12 protein-coding genes are annotated in these 14,135 nt (G+C 75.1%); 4 read left to right on the top strand and 8 right to left on the bottom strand.

The features are described 5' to 3' along the window. The first annotated feature begins 65 nt into the window (after window positions 1-65). A complete protein-coding gene (locus tag PV364_RS03010) occupies window positions 66-1,064 on the top strand; it encodes an NAD-dependent epimerase/dehydratase family protein (RefSeq protein WP_319658006.1) in 999 nt (332 codons plus the stop codon). Window positions 1,065-1,070: 6 nt separating this feature from the next. Here PV364_RS03010 and PV364_RS03005 read toward each other — a convergent pair whose 3' ends face one another. Further along, on the bottom strand, window positions 1,071-1,859 hold the full coding sequence (locus PV364_RS03005; RefSeq protein WP_319658005.1) for a tyrosine-protein phosphatase: 789 nt from the start codon (window positions 1,857-1,859) through the stop codon (window positions 1,071-1,073). Between the two features lie 225 nt (window positions 1,860-2,084). Between PV364_RS03005 and PV364_RS03000 the strand changes: the two genes are divergently transcribed. Both PV364_RS03000 and PV364_RS02995 read left to right on the top strand, forming a co-directional pair. Continuing rightward, window positions 2,085-3,545: an MDR family MFS transporter gene (locus PV364_RS03000; protein WP_319658004.1), complete on the top strand. Its 1,461-nt coding sequence runs from the start codon at window positions 2,085-2,087 to the stop codon at window positions 3,543-3,545. Between the two features lie 108 nt (window positions 3,546-3,653). Next, window positions 3,654-6,077: a SpoIIE family protein phosphatase gene (locus PV364_RS02995; RefSeq protein ID WP_319658003.1), complete on the top strand. Its 2,424-nt coding sequence runs from the start codon at window positions 3,654-3,656 to the stop codon at window positions 6,075-6,077. A 498-nt stretch (window positions 6,078-6,575) separates the two neighbouring features. Here the strand turns inward: PV364_RS02995 and PV364_RS02990 are convergent, their stop codons facing one another. From PV364_RS02990 to PV364_RS02970, 5 genes are read right to left on the bottom strand one after another with little or no spacing between them, the layout of a single operon-like run. Then, window positions 6,576-7,631, bottom strand: coding sequence for a lysylphosphatidylglycerol synthase transmembrane domain-containing protein (locus PV364_RS02990; RefSeq protein ID WP_319658002.1), 1,056 nt, complete (start codon window positions 7,629-7,631; stop codon window positions 6,576-6,578). Beyond that, window positions 7,628-8,512 (bottom strand): class I SAM-dependent methyltransferase, encoded by an 885-nt coding sequence (locus PV364_RS02985; RefSeq protein ID WP_319658001.1) that lies wholly within the window; start codon window positions 8,510-8,512, stop codon window positions 7,628-7,630. The genes PV364_RS02990 and PV364_RS02985 overlap by 4 nt, the downstream gene beginning before the upstream one ends. Further along, window positions 8,509-9,618: a glycosyltransferase family 4 protein gene (locus tag PV364_RS02980; protein ID WP_319658000.1), complete on the bottom strand. Its 1,110-nt coding sequence runs from the start codon at window positions 9,616-9,618 to the stop codon at window positions 8,509-8,511. The genes PV364_RS02985 and PV364_RS02980 overlap by 4 nt, the downstream gene beginning before the upstream one ends. Next, window positions 9,615-10,013 (bottom strand): 6-carboxytetrahydropterin synthase, encoded by a 399-nt coding sequence (locus PV364_RS02975; RefSeq protein ID WP_319657999.1) that lies wholly within the window; start codon window positions 10,011-10,013, stop codon window positions 9,615-9,617. Before PV364_RS02975 ends, PV364_RS02980 begins: the two co-directional genes overlap by 4 nt. Before the next feature lie 22 nt (window positions 10,014-10,035). Next, window positions 10,036-11,016: a zinc-binding alcohol dehydrogenase gene (locus PV364_RS02970; RefSeq protein WP_319657998.1), complete on the bottom strand. Its 981-nt coding sequence runs from the start codon at window positions 11,014-11,016 to the stop codon at window positions 10,036-10,038. 92 nt (window positions 11,017-11,108) lie between these two features. On the opposite strand from PV364_RS02970, the gene PV364_RS02965 reads away from it, so the two are divergent. Then, window positions 11,109-11,891, top strand: a complete 783-nt coding sequence (locus PV364_RS02965; RefSeq protein ID WP_401974315.1) for a CDP-alcohol phosphatidyltransferase family protein — start codon at window positions 11,109-11,111, stop codon at window positions 11,889-11,891. Here PV364_RS02965 and PV364_RS02960 read toward each other — a convergent pair. Both PV364_RS02960 and PV364_RS02955 read right to left on the bottom strand, forming a co-directional pair. Beyond that, window positions 11,870-12,550: a RibD family protein gene (locus tag PV364_RS02960; protein ID WP_319657996.1), complete on the bottom strand. Its 681-nt coding sequence runs from the start codon at window positions 12,548-12,550 to the stop codon at window positions 11,870-11,872. The genes PV364_RS02965 and PV364_RS02960 overlap by 22 nt on opposite strands. 558 nt (window positions 12,551-13,108) lie before the next feature. After that, the gene (locus PV364_RS02955; RefSeq protein WP_319657995.1) at window positions 13,109-14,131 is read right to left on the bottom strand and encodes a TIGR03617 family F420-dependent LLM class oxidoreductase; all 1,023 of its coding nucleotides are present in this window, start codon (window positions 14,129-14,131) and stop codon (window positions 13,109-13,111) included. Between the last annotated feature and the right edge of the window lie 4 nt (window positions 14,132-14,135).

Genomic DNA, 14,135 nt, shown 5'->3' with positions numbered 1-14,135 from the left:
GCCCCGCGGTTGCGCTCACAGCGTGACCGCCCCCGGGTCGGCCCGCGGCGCGGCACAGTGGCGTCATGAATGTGCTGATCCTGGGTGGTACGGAGTTCGTGGGGCGCGCGGTGGCGGAGGAGGCGCTGACGCGCGGCGAGAAGGTCACGGTGTTCCACCGGGGACGGCACTCGCCGCCGCCGGGGGTCACCGCGCTGCACGGGGACCGGGTCGCCGAAGGCGGCCTGGCGTCTCTCGCGCACGGCGAGTGGGACCTGGTGGTGGACACGTGGTCCGGCGCGCCGTCGGCGGTGCGGGACTCCGCCGCCCTGCTGGCGGGCCGCGCCGGGCGCTACGCCTACGTGTCCAGCCGCTCGGTGTACACCTACCCCGCGGCCGCCGGACTCGACGAGGACGGCCCGGTGGTCGACGCGTCGCCCGACGACGGCGCGGACGTGGACTACGCGCGGGCCAAGCGGGGCGGTGAACTGGCCGCCGTCGACGCGTTCGGCGACCGGGCGCTGCTGCTCCGGGCGGGGCTGATCCTCGGCCCGTACGAGAACATCGGCCGCCTGCCGTGGTGGCTCACCCGCATCGCCCGCGGCGGCCCCGTGCTCGCTCCCGGGCCGCGCGATCTCCCCCTGCAGTACATCGACGCGCGCGACCTCGCCGCCTTCACGCTGGACGCCGCCGCGGCGGGCCTGGGCGGCGCGTACAACCTCGTCAGCCCGTCCGGGCACACCACGACGGGCGAACTGCTCGACACCTGCGCCGCGGTGACGGGCGGCGAGGCCGACCTGCGCTGGGCCGAGCCCTCCGCGGTGCTCGACGCCGGTGTCGAACCGTGGTCCGAACTTCCGGTCTGGCTCCCGCCGGGCGAGTTGTACGACACCCTGCACACCGGCGACGTCTCCCGTGCGGTCGGCGCCGGTCTGCGCTGCCGTCCGGTCGGCGAGACGGTCGCCGACACCTGGTCGTGGCTGCGTTCCGTGGGCGGGGTGGCGCCGCAGCGCCCGGACCGTCCGGCGGTGGGGCTGCCGCCGGAGAAGGAGGCGGCCGCCTTGAAGTCGCTCGGCCTCGGCTGACGGCCGTCAGCCCTCGGGCCCTGACACGAGCGCGCCTTTGAGGCGGCCGAGTTCGGCGCCGGTCAGGCCACGCTCCCGCAGCCACCGGCCGGCGCCGCCGTGGCGGGTCCGTAGGGTGTCGAGGAAGTGGTGCATGACCTGCGGCTTCGAGGCCATGTAGTGGTGCTCGACGGCGGGCAGGTCCCGGTAGGAGGGGAGCCGGGCGAGGCGCTCGCGGATGCGGGCGACGCGCTGGGCGGTGAGGGCGTAGTCGGCGGCGATGGCGTCCGCAGGCACGCCGACCGCGTCCAGGAGCAGGGCGGCCAGGACGCCGGTGCGGTCCTTGCCGACGGCGCAGTGGAAGACGACGGCGTGCTGGTCGGTGTCCGCGACGATCCGCGCGGCGTCCACCAGGGACGCGCCACTGCCGTCGAGCAGGCCCTCGTAGAAGCCGGCCGTGTCGTCCACGGCCTCACCGCGCACCGCCGGCACGGCGTCGGTCACGGCCGCCTGCACACGGCGGACGGGCAGGCTGACCCGGCGCACGGGGGTGTCCGCCAGCAGACCGTGTCCCTCGCGGGCCGCCTCGTCCGGGCCGCGCAGGTCGACGACCGTCCGCAACCGGTAACGCCCCAGGAGCAGTTCCACGTCGTCCGCCGTGGCGTCCTGGAGGGTGCTCGCCCGGAACACCACACCGCGCCGGGTCCTGCCGCCGCCGTGGACGGGCAGCCCGCCGAGGTCGCGGATGTTGTCGACCTCGGCCAGTTCCACCCACCGGGCCGCGCCGCCGGGCGGCCCGTCGTGCGTCGCTTCCAAGAAGGCCTCCTCGGACGGGGTTCGGGTCGCCTGATTCTTTTGTACCAGTGCGTCAGGGAGACGGAACGCGCATCCGGATGCGCCCGGGGTGCGGATGGCGGCGGCACGGGTTCCACTGGAGGCTGTGACCGGCTGCGCACCGTCCGTGAGGGCGGCCCGGCCGGCAGGCGCCGTCCGGGCGCGGGCGACCGCGCGTTGACGGCGGCGAGAGCGAGGAGATCCCCCGTGGCCCGCAGGATTCCGCCGACGACCGCGGTAGCCGTCGTGTTCGTCTCCGCGCTCTTCATGGCGATCATGGACACGACGATCGTCAATGTGGCGGTCCCCGCGATCGGCCGCGACTTCGGCGTCCCGGCCTCCGGCCTCGGCGCGATCAACATCGGCTACCTGGTCAGCCTCGCGGTGTTCATCCCGGTCGCCGGCTGGCTCGGCGACCGCTACGGCACCCGGCGGACCTTCCTGGCCGCACTGGTGGTCTTCACGGGCGCCTCCGCGCTGTGCGCCACGGCCACCACCATGGACCAGCTCACCGCGTACCGAATCCTGCAGGGCGCGGGCGGCGGTCTGCTCACGCCGGTCGGCCAGACGATGCTGTTCCGGGCCTACCCTCCGGCCAAGCGGATCAAGGCGCAGCGGGCGCTGATGGTGCCCACCGCGGTCGCCCCCGCGGTGGGCCCGGTGCTCGGCGGCTGGCTCTCCGACGCGGTGTCCTGGCACTGGGTGTTCCTGGTCAACCTGCCCATCGGCGCCGCGGCCGTCGCCTTCGGCCTGCTGTTCCTGCCGGACTACCGGGTGGAGACCCCGGGCCGCTTCGACCTCACCGGCTTCCTGCTGGCCGGCGGCGGTCTGTCGCTGACGCTCTACGCGTTCACCGAGGGTCCCGACCAGGGGTGGGGCACGGCCGGTGTCCTCGTGCCGCTGGTGTTCGGCATCGCGGCGCTGCTCGCCATGGTGGCGGTGGAACGGCGCATCGCGATGCCGATGCTGGACCTGGGGCTCTTCCGGGACCGGCTGTTCCGGGCCAACACGATCGTGATGTTCCCGCTGAGCGCGGTGTTCCTCGGCACGGTCTGGCTGTACCCGCTGTTCCTGCAGGAGGCGCTGGGCTTCGACGCCCTGCGCAGCGGTATGGCCACCTTCCCCGAGGCCCTGGGCGTGATGGCGGCGGCGCAGGTGGCGCCCCGCCTGTACCGGCGCCTCGGGCCGCGCCGGCTGATGGTGGGTGGCTCGGCGGGCATGGGCCTGTGCGTGGCCGTCATGGCGGGCTTCACCGCAGGCACGTCGGAGTGGACGCTGCGCGGTGTGCTGTTCGTCCTGGGCTACTGCATCGGGCACGTCATGATGTCCGCGCAGAACGCCGCCTTCGCGACCGTCCCGGCCCCCTCGACCGGGCGGGCCGCCACCGTCTTCAACATGCAGCGCCAGCTCGGCGGCGCCTTCGGCACGGCCGTGATCGCCACCCTGCTCGCGGCCGTCGGCACCACGGTGCTGAGCGCCGACGGGACGCCGACCGCCAACCTGACGGCCTATCACGCCGGCTTCGTCCTGTGCGCCGGGCTCGCGCTGATCTCCGCGGTCGCCGCGCTCTTCGTCTCCGACCAGGACGCCCTGGGCGTGGAACGTCCCGACGCGGAGCGGCCCGCCCGGCCGGGCGCCGCGGAGGCGGCGACTCCCGCCTCTCCCTGACGGCTGCCCCGCCCCGGTGTCTGTTTGAGACGTTTTGCCCGCGGTGGGATGCTGGGAAGGATGGCGCGGGGTCCGGGCCTCGGAACCGAGCAGGCGAGGACGTCGGCGATGCCGGTACAAGAACCGATGGACGACGGGCAGTCCGTTGCCGGGGCCGCCATGGCCGCCGTGGACGCGAGCGGCGTCGTCACCGGGTGGACGCCCGGCGCCGCGCGGCTGCTGGGGTACCAGCGGGACGAGGTGGTGGGACGGGCGGCCCGGACACTGCTCGCCGGGCAGCTCCCGCCCGCCGCGCTGCGGAGCCTGAAGCGCCAGGAGGAATGGCGCGGCCGGCTGCTGCTGCGGCACCGCCGGGGCCACGCCGTGGGGGCCGAGGTCGCCGCCGCCCCGATGGGCAGCGACTGGGCGGTCGTGGCGGAGGAGCCCGGGACACCGCTCGCGGAGTGGGCCCTGGACCAGATGCCCGCGGTCTTCGGGGTGTACGACCACGAGAAGCGGCTGATCGGCAGCAGCGCGGAGGGCCGCCGCGTGATGGGGGTCCCGGAGCAGGAGGTCATCGGGCTGCGGGTGGTCGAGTTCTCCCCCGGACGCCGGTCGGAGAAGCTCGAGGAAATGATGGACCGGGTCATGGAGACCGGCGAGCGGATGACCGCCGAGACGTTCACCCAGGCCCCCGGCGAGACCCGCGCCCACGCGTGGTCGGTCTACCTCTATCCGCTCAAGGACCCGGCCGGGCACGTGCGCGGCGTGTCCGTGGCCGCGCTCGACACGACGTCCCAGTACAAGGCGCGCAAGCGGCTGAGCCTGGTCAACACGGCCGGCGTGCGGATCGGGACCACGCTGGACGTCGTGCGCACCGCCGAGGAGCTCACCGAGGTCGTCATCGGGCAGTTCGCCGACTTCGCGAGCGTCGACCTGCTGGACGCCGTCCTGGACGAGGCGACGAACGCCGGGCCGCGCGCGCCCGGCCCGGTGATCCTGCGCCGGGCGGCCCAGGACTCCGTCCTGGACGGGGCGCCGGAGACCTCCGTCTCTCCCGGGCAGCCGGACCGCTATCCCGAGGAGTCGCCCATGGCGCGGGCGCTGGTCACCGGGAGGGCGTCGTGCCACTGGATCGAGGACGACGACGTCCAGGAGTGGCTGCGCGCGAACCCGCAGCACGCGCGCTCCGCGCACGCGTTCGGCATCCACTCGCTCATCGTGGTCCCGCTGCGCGCCCGGGGGACCACGCTGGGGCTCGCGCAGTTCCTCCGGCACCGCACGCCCGACCCGTTCGACCCCGACGACCTGATCCTGGCGGAGGAGATCACCGCACGGGTGGCGTTGTCCATCGACAACGCGCTGCGCTACACCCGTGAGCGCAACACCGCCCTCACCCTGCAGCGCAGCATGCTGCCGCAGCGCACACCGCGGCAGGCGGCCGTCACCGTCGCCTCGCGCTACCTGCCGGCCGACGCGCGGGTCGGCGTCGGCGGCGACTGGTTCGACGTGATCCCGCTGTCCGGGACACGGGTGGCGCTCGTGGTGGGCGACGTGGTCGGGCACGGCATCCAGGCGTCCGCCACCATGGGACGGCTGCGCACGGCCGTACGTACCCTCGCCGACGTCGACATGCCGCCCGACGAACTCCTCACCCACCTGGACGACCTCGTGCTGCGGCTCGACCGCGAGGAGCACCCGGACGGCGCCGGAGGGGGCACCGGGGACGGCGAGGACGGCGAGCACGCCGACGCCGGGAACATCGGCGCCACGTGTGTGTACGCGGTGTACGACCCGGTCGCCCGCCACTGCACCATCGCCCGCGCCGGTCACCCGGCCCCGGTGATCGTGCGCCCGGACGGCGCGGTCGAGGTGCCCGCGCTGCCCGCCGGCCCACCACTGGGCCTCGGCGGCCTGCCGTTCGAGTCCGCCGAGCTGGACCTGCCGGACGGCAGCATGATCGCCCTGTTCACCGACGGGCTCATCGGCGCGGGCAAGCACGACCGCGTGCCCGAGGACGACCTCGCCGTGGGCGCTGCGCGGCTGGCCGCGGCGCTCACGGACGGCCCGTCGGCGTCCCTGGACGACGTGTGCGACCACGTGATGCGCAGCATGCTGCCCGACACCCCCGCCGACGACGTCGCGCTGCTGCTCGCCCACGCCAACGGCCTCGACATCTCCCGCGTGTCGACCTGGGAGCTGCCGCCCGACCCGGCCATGGTGGCCCACGCGCGCAAGCTCACCACGGAGCAGCTCGCGCAATGGGGGCTGGAGGAGATGGCGTTCGTCACCGAGCTCGTCGTGAGCGAACTCGTCACCAACGCCATCCGCTACGCCCGCGCGCCCATCCAGCTGCGGCTGATCAACGACACGAGCCTCATCTGCGAGGTCTCCGACGCCAGCAGCACCGCTCCCCACCTGCGCCGTGCCCGTGTCTACGACGAGGGCGGCCGCGGCCTGCTCCTCGTCGCCCAGCTCACCGCGCGGTGGGGAACCCGCCACACGCTGCGCGGCAAGACCATCTGGACGGAACAACTCCTGCCGTCCTCCTGACGGCCGGCTGCGCCGGGCGCGGCCCGGGTCCGTACGCCTCGCGGGCCCCGTGCCCGCCGCCGTCGACGTCGAGAACGCGCCCGGCCGGCGCCGTCCGCCGCCCTCCGGAGCGCTGGCCAACCCCCGCGCCTCAGTCGGCGCCGGCGCCCTCAACACGACGCCCACCCCGTCAGGGAAGGACGGCCCCCGCCCTCCGCGGGGCGGACGAGAAGCGCGGCCGCAGTAAGGCTCGCCGCCAGCGGATCAGCTCTCGGAGCGACGGCGACGACGGGCGGCATACACCAGGCGCGGGCCGTGAACCCGGGGTGCTGCCCGACCCCGCGCCTACAGTCGTCGCCACCGCCCTCACAAGGAACGCACCCCTACCGACGCCGAACCGCGCGCGGCCGCCCACAAGCGGCACACGACGCCCACCACGTCGGGGAAGGGCGGCCCGCGCCGTCCGCGGCGCGGACGAGAACAACGCGGCCACGGCAAGCACGGCTCGCCGCAGGCGGATCAGCTCTTCGGGGCGACGGCGACCGCGACGGGCCGGTGGAGCGCGCGATCGCGGCGGACGCCGCGGATGCGGGCGGTGAAGGGGCGGCGGGACGGAGCGGTGGCGGGACGCGGGGGCCGGGACAGCACGAGGACGGCGACGCCGGGGAGGCTGGCGACGAGGGTGAGGACCCCGTAGACGACCGCGGTGGACAGGCCCTGGGCGGCGCCGAGGCCGGCCGCGCCGAAGGCGAGCGTGGAGACGGCCTCGCGGGGGCCCCAGCCGCCGATGTTGATCGGCAGGCCCATCACGAGCAGGGCCAGGGTGAGCGGCGGGACGAGCTGGGCGACGGGGGCGGTCGACCCGGCGGCGCGGGCAGCGACGACGAAGAGGGCGACATGGCCGACCAGGCCCGCCGCGGAGAGCAGGACGACGCCCGGCCAGGTGCTCCGGGCCAGCAGGCCGCGGCGCAGGTCGGCCAGGCTGCCCGCGAGGGCGGCGGCGGCCTTGCCGGTGCGGCGCCGGCGGCGCAGCTCCCATGCCGTGAGCGGTGCGGCGACCGCGAGCGTGCCGAGGACGGCCGCGGTGAGGGCCAGGGCGCCGGTGCCGTCGGGGAGGAGTGCGCGCGTCATGTCGGCCAGCAGGGCGGGCCGGCTGAGCAGTACGGCCGCGCCGAGCGCGAGGACGACGATCTGTCCCCCGGTCCGTTCCAGGACGACCGCCCGCACCCCGCGGGCGACGTCGCCCTCGGTGCGCCCGTGCTGGACGGCGCGGTGCACGTCCCCGAGGACGCCCGCCGGGAGGACCGCGTTGAGCAGCAGCGCCCGGTAGTAGTCGGCGACGGCCCGGCCGATCCGCAGCCGCAGGCCGAGACGGCGGGCCACGATGCACCAGCGCCAGGCGCTGAGGACGGTGGTGAGCAGGCCGATGCCGAGGGCGGCGAGCACGGAGGTGCCGCTGACCATGTGGAGCCCGTCGAGGAACGCGCTCGTGCCGAGCCGGGACACCAGGGCGCCCAGGATGCCGGCGCCCAGCAGGAGCCGCAGCCAGGGCCATGCGCGCTTCAGGACGGTCATCGCACGTCACCGCCCGCCGCCGCGGGGAGCACGAGCAGATCGGTGTGGCCGACCTCGGCCCGGAGTCCGCCGGCCGCGCAGGTGTCGAGCCGCCGACGGAGATAGCCGTCGGCGTGGGCCGTGAGCCCGGGGCGCTGCTCGACGGCCGCGCCGACCCAGCCGCGCAGCCATTCCGCGGTCAGGGCGGACTCGCCCGGGCCCAGCCGCCACGGGCTCGGCCGGCTGAGCACGGTGGCACCGCGCCGCTCGAACGCCTCGGTGGCGGCGGCCACGGCGTCCGGCCCGAGCAGGCCGCGGCCGTCGCTCTCGCGCCGCTGGTGCTCGTCGAAGGCCGCGGCGATCTCGTGGTCGAGGGGGTCGGCGGGGTCGAGGGCCACCCGGCCGACGACGGACAGGGTCAGCAGCGCGGGGCAGCCGGCGTCGGCGCACGCGACGGCGAGGGCGTCCACCTCGTCGGCGGTGAGCAGGTCGAGCAGCGCGGAGGCGGTGACGAGCGAGGTCCCGGCCAGGTCGGCGGCGCGCAGCCGGGTCAGGTCGCCCTCCTGGGTGGCGGCCGTGACGGCGCCCCCCGGGGTGATCCGGCCGTCCAGACCGGCCCGGGCCAGGGCGAGCAGCCTCGGGTCGCGGTCGTGCAGGATCCAGTGCTGGGGTCCCGGCAGCAGATCGGACAGCCAGCGGCCCAGCGATCCGGTGCCGCAGCCGAGGTCGCGCACGACGAGCGTGCCGTCCGGGGGCGGCACCGCGGCCAGCCGGTCCAGCAGCGGCGGGATCAGTTCCGCCGAGCGGGCGGCGGCGTCGGCGCCCTCGCGCAGCGACAGCCATTGCGGGGTGAAGGCGGCTGCCTCCGCCTCCCCCGCCGATGTCCCGGACCTGTTCGTCATGACCCCTCCTCCACCATCTTCCGGAGCACCGCGTCCATGCGCCGCGATGTCTCCTCCCACCCCCGCAGGGTGTCGCGGCGGTCCCGCGCCGATGTCCGCAGACGGCGCCGCAAGGCGTCCTCGGCGAACCAGCGGCGCAGTCCGGCGGCCAGCGCCGCGCTGTCGCCGGGCGGCACGAGGACGCCCGGAAGACTGCCGTCGGGGGCCTGCCCGAGGGCGTCCGGCACACCGCCGACGTCCGAGGCGAGCACCGGGATGCCCCGCATCAGCGCCTCGGTCACGACCATCCCGAACGTCTCGGCGCGGGACGGCAGGACGAGGAGGTCGGCGGCGGCGTACGCCCCGGCCAGGGCCTGGCCGGTGAGCGGGCCCGTGAGCCGCACCCGGTCGGTGAGACCGGTCGCCGCGAGCAGTTCGCGCATCAGCTCGGTGTAGGCGCCGTCGCGTTCGAGCGGCCCGACGAGATCGCAGCTCCAGCTCAGGTCGGCGAGGTCCGCCAGGGCCTCGATGAGCACGTCCTGCCCCTTGCGGGGGGTGACGGACGCGACGCACAGCAGATGTGACGACCCGTCGGTGCCCGGCGCGAGGGGCGCCGCGTCGGTGCCCGGGGGCACCACGTGCACACGACCGGTGGGCAGTGCGTGGTGCTCGACGAGCCGGCGCCCGGCCCAGGGGCTGGTGGCTACCACCGCGCCGACGCCGTGCAGGGTCTCCCGCTCCCGGGAGTCGAGTTCGGCGGCGACCTCGGCCGGCAGCCCCGTCTCGTCGGCGAGCGGCAGGTGGACCAGGACCGCCACCCGCAGCCGGCCCGACTGCGGGACGACGATCTCGGGGACGCCGCAGGCCACCAGGCCGTCGAGGAGGACGCAGGCACCGTCGGGCAGGTCCGCGAGGGACCGGGCCAGCCGCTCGCGCGCGGCCTCGCCGGGCCGCGGCCAGTCACCCGGCACGGCGATCTCACGGACGGTGCGGCCGCCGGCCGCCAGCGACTGGTTCAGCCGGCGGTCGTAGATGTTGCCGCCGCTCGGCACGGCCGTGTCGTCCACGTCGCCGGGCAGGACGACATGGACGGTACGCACGTCCGGCGCGAGGGCCGCGGCGCTCACAGCGTCCGCTCGTAGCTCGCCCAGGCGACATGGGACTCGTGGAGGGCGACGGCGATGGCGGTGAGTCCGCGCGCGCCCTCGCCGAGGGCGCCCTCGGCCACCCGGTCGGCGAGCCGGTCGGCGATGTACTTGGCCAGGTACTCCGTCGAGGTGTTGACCCCGGCGAACTCCGGCTCGTCGTCCAGGTTGCGGTAGTTGAGGCCGGCGACGACCTTCCCGAGCTCCTGGGTGGCCAGGCCGATGTCGACGACGATGTTGTCGTCGTCGAGTTCGGGACGGCGGAAGGTCGCGTCCACCAGGAACGTCGCGCCGTGCAGTCGCTGCGCGGGGCCGAAGACCTCGCCGCGGAAGCTGTGGGCGATCATGATGTGGTCGCGAACGGTGATACTGAACACGGTGGAACCTTCCAGGGCTGAACTAGGCCGGTCGGTAGGCAATACGGTGGCAGAGCACGGATGGTTCACCGCCGGCGACACGGTTCATCACCTCGGGCAGCCGGTCGAAGGGACTCTCCCCGGTGATCAGCGCGTCGAAGGCCGGATCGGCCAGCAGGCGCAGGGCCACCGCCATCCGGTCGGCGTAGCCGCGCCGGGTACGCCGGTTGGGCGACACCGTGCCGACCTGGCTGCTGCGGACCACCAGGCGGCGGGAGTGGAAGGCCTCGCCAAGGGGCAGCGAGACCCGCCGGTCGCCGTACCAGCTCATCTCCAGCAGCGTGCCCTCAGGCTCCAGCAGTTCCAGGCCGCGGGCGAGCCCGGCTTCGGTGGCGCTGGCGTGGACGACGAGGTCGCAGCCCCCCTCGGCCTCGCCGGGCAGGGCGAAGCCCACGCCGAGGGCCGCGGCGACCGCGGCCCGCGCCGGGTCGACGTCGACGAGCTGCACCCGTGCCCCGGGGAGGCCGGCGGCCACCGCGGCGACGCTGCAGCCGACCATCCCGGCGCCGATCACCGCGATCCGGTCGCCCACCAGGGGCGCGGCGTCCCACAGGGCGTTCACGGCGGTCTCGACGGTGCCGGCCAGGACGGCCCGCGCGGCGGGCACGTCGTCGGGTACGGGAGTGACCGCCGAGGCCGGGACGACATAGCGGGTCTGGTGCGGGTACAGACAGAAGACGGTGCGGCCCAGCAGCTCCGCCGGGCCCTCCTCGACGACGCCGACGTTGAGGTAGCCGTACTTCACCGGGCCCGGGAAGTCACCCTCCTGGAAGGGCGCCCGCATGATCGTGTGCTGGCTCTCCGGTACGCCCCCGCGGAAGACCAGGGTCTCGGTGCCGCGGCTGATTCCGGAGTGCAGCGTGCGCACGACGACGTCGTCCGGTCCCGGCTCCGGCAGGGTCACTTCGCGGATCTCGCCCTCGCCGGGTTTGCGAAGCCAGAAGGCCCGTGCCGAACGCTCCATGGGTTTTCTCCGTATCCCTCCACGACAGATGAGGCCGTACCGTACGCGGCGCTCCCGAGAAACCCGTAACCGGGGGAACAAAGATGACCGTGATGACCGTGGGAACCCGGCTCGACAAGGGCACAGCGGGGCGGGAGCAAGCCGTCGCCGCGGTGGCCCAGTTCGGGTTGCTCGTCGTGCTGTGGGCCTCGGTGGGCCTGCACGCGCTGGGCTGGATCGCGGGGACCGCCTACGGTGCCGCCATCTGGGCGCTGCTGACGGGCGGGCTGCGCCGTTCGGGGGCTCGTGCGCTCGGTCCGGCCGACCGGGTGACCCTCGGCCGTGCGGTGCTGGTCGGCGGGGTCACGGCGCTCGCGGTGGCGGGCGCGGCGCACGGCGCCGTCTTCACCGGCGTGGCGTCGGTGGCGCTGGTCCTCGACGCGGTGGACGGCAAGGTCGCCCGCCGCACCGGCACCTGCTCGCGGCTGGGCGCCCGTTTCGACATGGAGGTCGACGCCTTCCTCATCATGGTGCTGAGCGTGCAGCTGGCCATGGAGCAGGGCCCGTGGGTGCTGGCGATCGGCGGCATGCGGTACGCGTTCGTCGCGGCGTCGTGGGTGCTGCCCTGGCTGAACGCGCCGCTCCCGCCGAGCTTCGCCCGCAAGACGGTGGCGGCGTGCCAGGGGATCGCGCTGGTGGCGGCCTGCTCGGGGATCCTCCCGGGGCCGGCCGCGGCAGGGGTGGCGGCGCTGGCGCTGGCCGCGCTCGTGTGGTCCTTCGGCCGCGACATCGCGTGGCTGTGGCGGACCCGGCCGGTCGAGGCGCCCGGGGGTGGCCACGAGTCGCTGCCGGTGCCGGTGGCCTCGACCGCCGGTCAGTCGTCCTGGCGGGGGTGATACCGCAGCAGGACGACGTCCCCGATCTGCCGGGCCTCCGCGAGCCGCATGCGGTGTCCCGGCCCCTGGGGGAAGTCGGCCGGCTGGACCAGGCGCGGCGCGTCGGCCTGGCCCACGAAGAACGGGGCGTACACGAGCTGCAGCTCGTCGACGAGCCCGGCCGACAGGAAGAGCGTGTGGACCACGCCCCCGCCCTCGACCATCAGGCGTTCGATCCCGCGCCCGGCGAGGTCGTCCAGCACCTCGCGCACGTCCAGCGGGTCGCCCGCGCCGACCACCGTGGCCAGCCCGTCGAGCCGCTCGCCCAGCGCGGCCACCGTGCCGGTGGTCGTGTACACGAGTTTGGCGCAGTCGCCGGTCGTGAAGAACCGCGCCTCCGGGTCCAGTTTGCCGCTCTCGGTCAGCGTGACCTTGACCGGCGTCGCCGGCCGGCCCGCGCTCAGCCGCTCGCGCTGCCGCTCCGGGCAGACCAACAGCCGGGGATCGTCCGAACGGATGGTGTTGGCCCCCACCAGGATGGCGTCCACCCCGGCCCTGACCTGGTCGATGCGGTCGAAGTCCTCGTCGTTGGAGAGCAGGAGGCGGGTCGTGCTCGTGTCGTCCAGGCAACCGTCCAACGAGGAGGCGACCGACAGCAGCACATACGGGCGCGATCTCATGTCGCTTATGATCCCCTCCCGTGTCCCCGCAGGCGACGGAGCTTTCGTAAGCTTGCACGATTCGGGGCGGCGGGGTATAGGGGCGCCGCAGGTCAGCGCATCGGCCGGGTCGGCCGCAGGGCGCATCGGCTGCCGCCACGCCGAGGCGCGGAACGTCCCGGCGGCACGGCCACGGGGACGTGCCGTGAGCCGGCGGCCGTGGCCGCACCCCGGCGTGCCGCGCCGCAGGGTCCCCCGGTTCGTACCCAGGTGGGCCGCGGCCCGCGGGTGCCCGGCGGGTGTGCGACCTCGGCCATCCCCGACCGGGCCGGCGCGGCGCCCCTCGGGCACGACCCGGCACTGGTGGCCGCGAGGAGCGCCGTGACGGCGCGGTGTCCGCGCGGCAGCGGCGTGCGGCAGCACGCCGAGTGGGTGCCCCAGGGCTTGGCCGGTGTCGCGGGCGACGACCGCCGAGGGAGCGCCCGGCGCATAGGCGGGGGACGTGCTCGGACAGGGGCCGCCCCCTGTCCGCGGCCTGCCGGTGCACGACCGGGTCGACCGCGGTACGGCGGCCGGTGCTCACTCCCGGGCGGCCTCGAGCACGTCGAGGGCGAGGGTGTCGTCGGCGTCGTGCGAGAAGGAGACGCTGACGCGGGTGTACAGGCCGCCGAAGCGCTCGCGCACGGCCCGGCCCACCGCTCCCGGTTCGCCGTGCAGGGCGAAGGCGTCCAGGACGTCGTCGTCCACCAGGCGGCCCATCTCCTGCCACCGGCCGCGCACGGACATCCCGTGCAACTCCCGCTGGAGCTCGCCCCAGCCGTGCAGTTCGAGGACGGGGAGGTAGGCGGGGGTGGAGGCGTAGAACGCGATCCGCTCGCGGGTGGCGGTGAGGGCGGCGGCGTACTCCTCCTCGGTGCGGCCGGTCGCGACCAGCGCGGTCCCGGCGACGTCGAAGGGCCGCGCGGTCCGCCCGGCCTTGTCACGGGCGTCGTGGAGGACCGGGAGGCTCACCCGGCGCAGGTACTCCGGGGAGGTGAGGGGGTGACAGATCAGCCCGTCGGCCACCTCTCCCGCGACGGCGGTCATGCGCCTGCCGACGGCGGCCAGCCACACGGGCGGCGGCCCGGACGGCAGCGGCCCCGGGTCGAACATCGGGGTCATGAGGGTGTGGGTGTAGAAGTCGCCGCGGAAGGCCAGCCGTCCGCCGGTCTGCCAGCTGTGCCAGACGGCACGCAGCGCCTCGGTGAACTCCCGCATCCGGGTCGCGGGTTGCGACCACGGCATGCTGTGGCGGCGGGTGATGTGCGGCTTGACCTGCGAGCCGAGTCCGACGATCACCCGTCCGCCGGACAGCCGCTGGACGTCCCAGGCGGCCGTCGCCACCGTCATCGGGCTGCGGGCGAAGGCGATGGCGACCCCGGTGGTCAACGCGATCCGCCGGGTGCTGCCGGCCGCGACGGCGAGTTGCAGGAAGGCGTCGTGCCGCAGCTCGTTCACCACGAAGCCGTCGGCGCCGCGCGCCTCGGCCAGGGCGGCCGCGGCGGCGGCCTGCTCGATCCGGCCGGAGAAGGTGACGTCGGTCCGCCGGGGTTCGGTGGTCACGCGG

This window comes from Streptomyces sp. MI02-7b (assembly GCF_033793585.1).
Taxonomy (GTDB): Bacteria; Actinomycetota; Actinomycetes; order Streptomycetales; family Streptomycetaceae; genus Actinacidiphila.
This window is presented reverse-complemented; position numbering and strand designations above follow the sequence as displayed.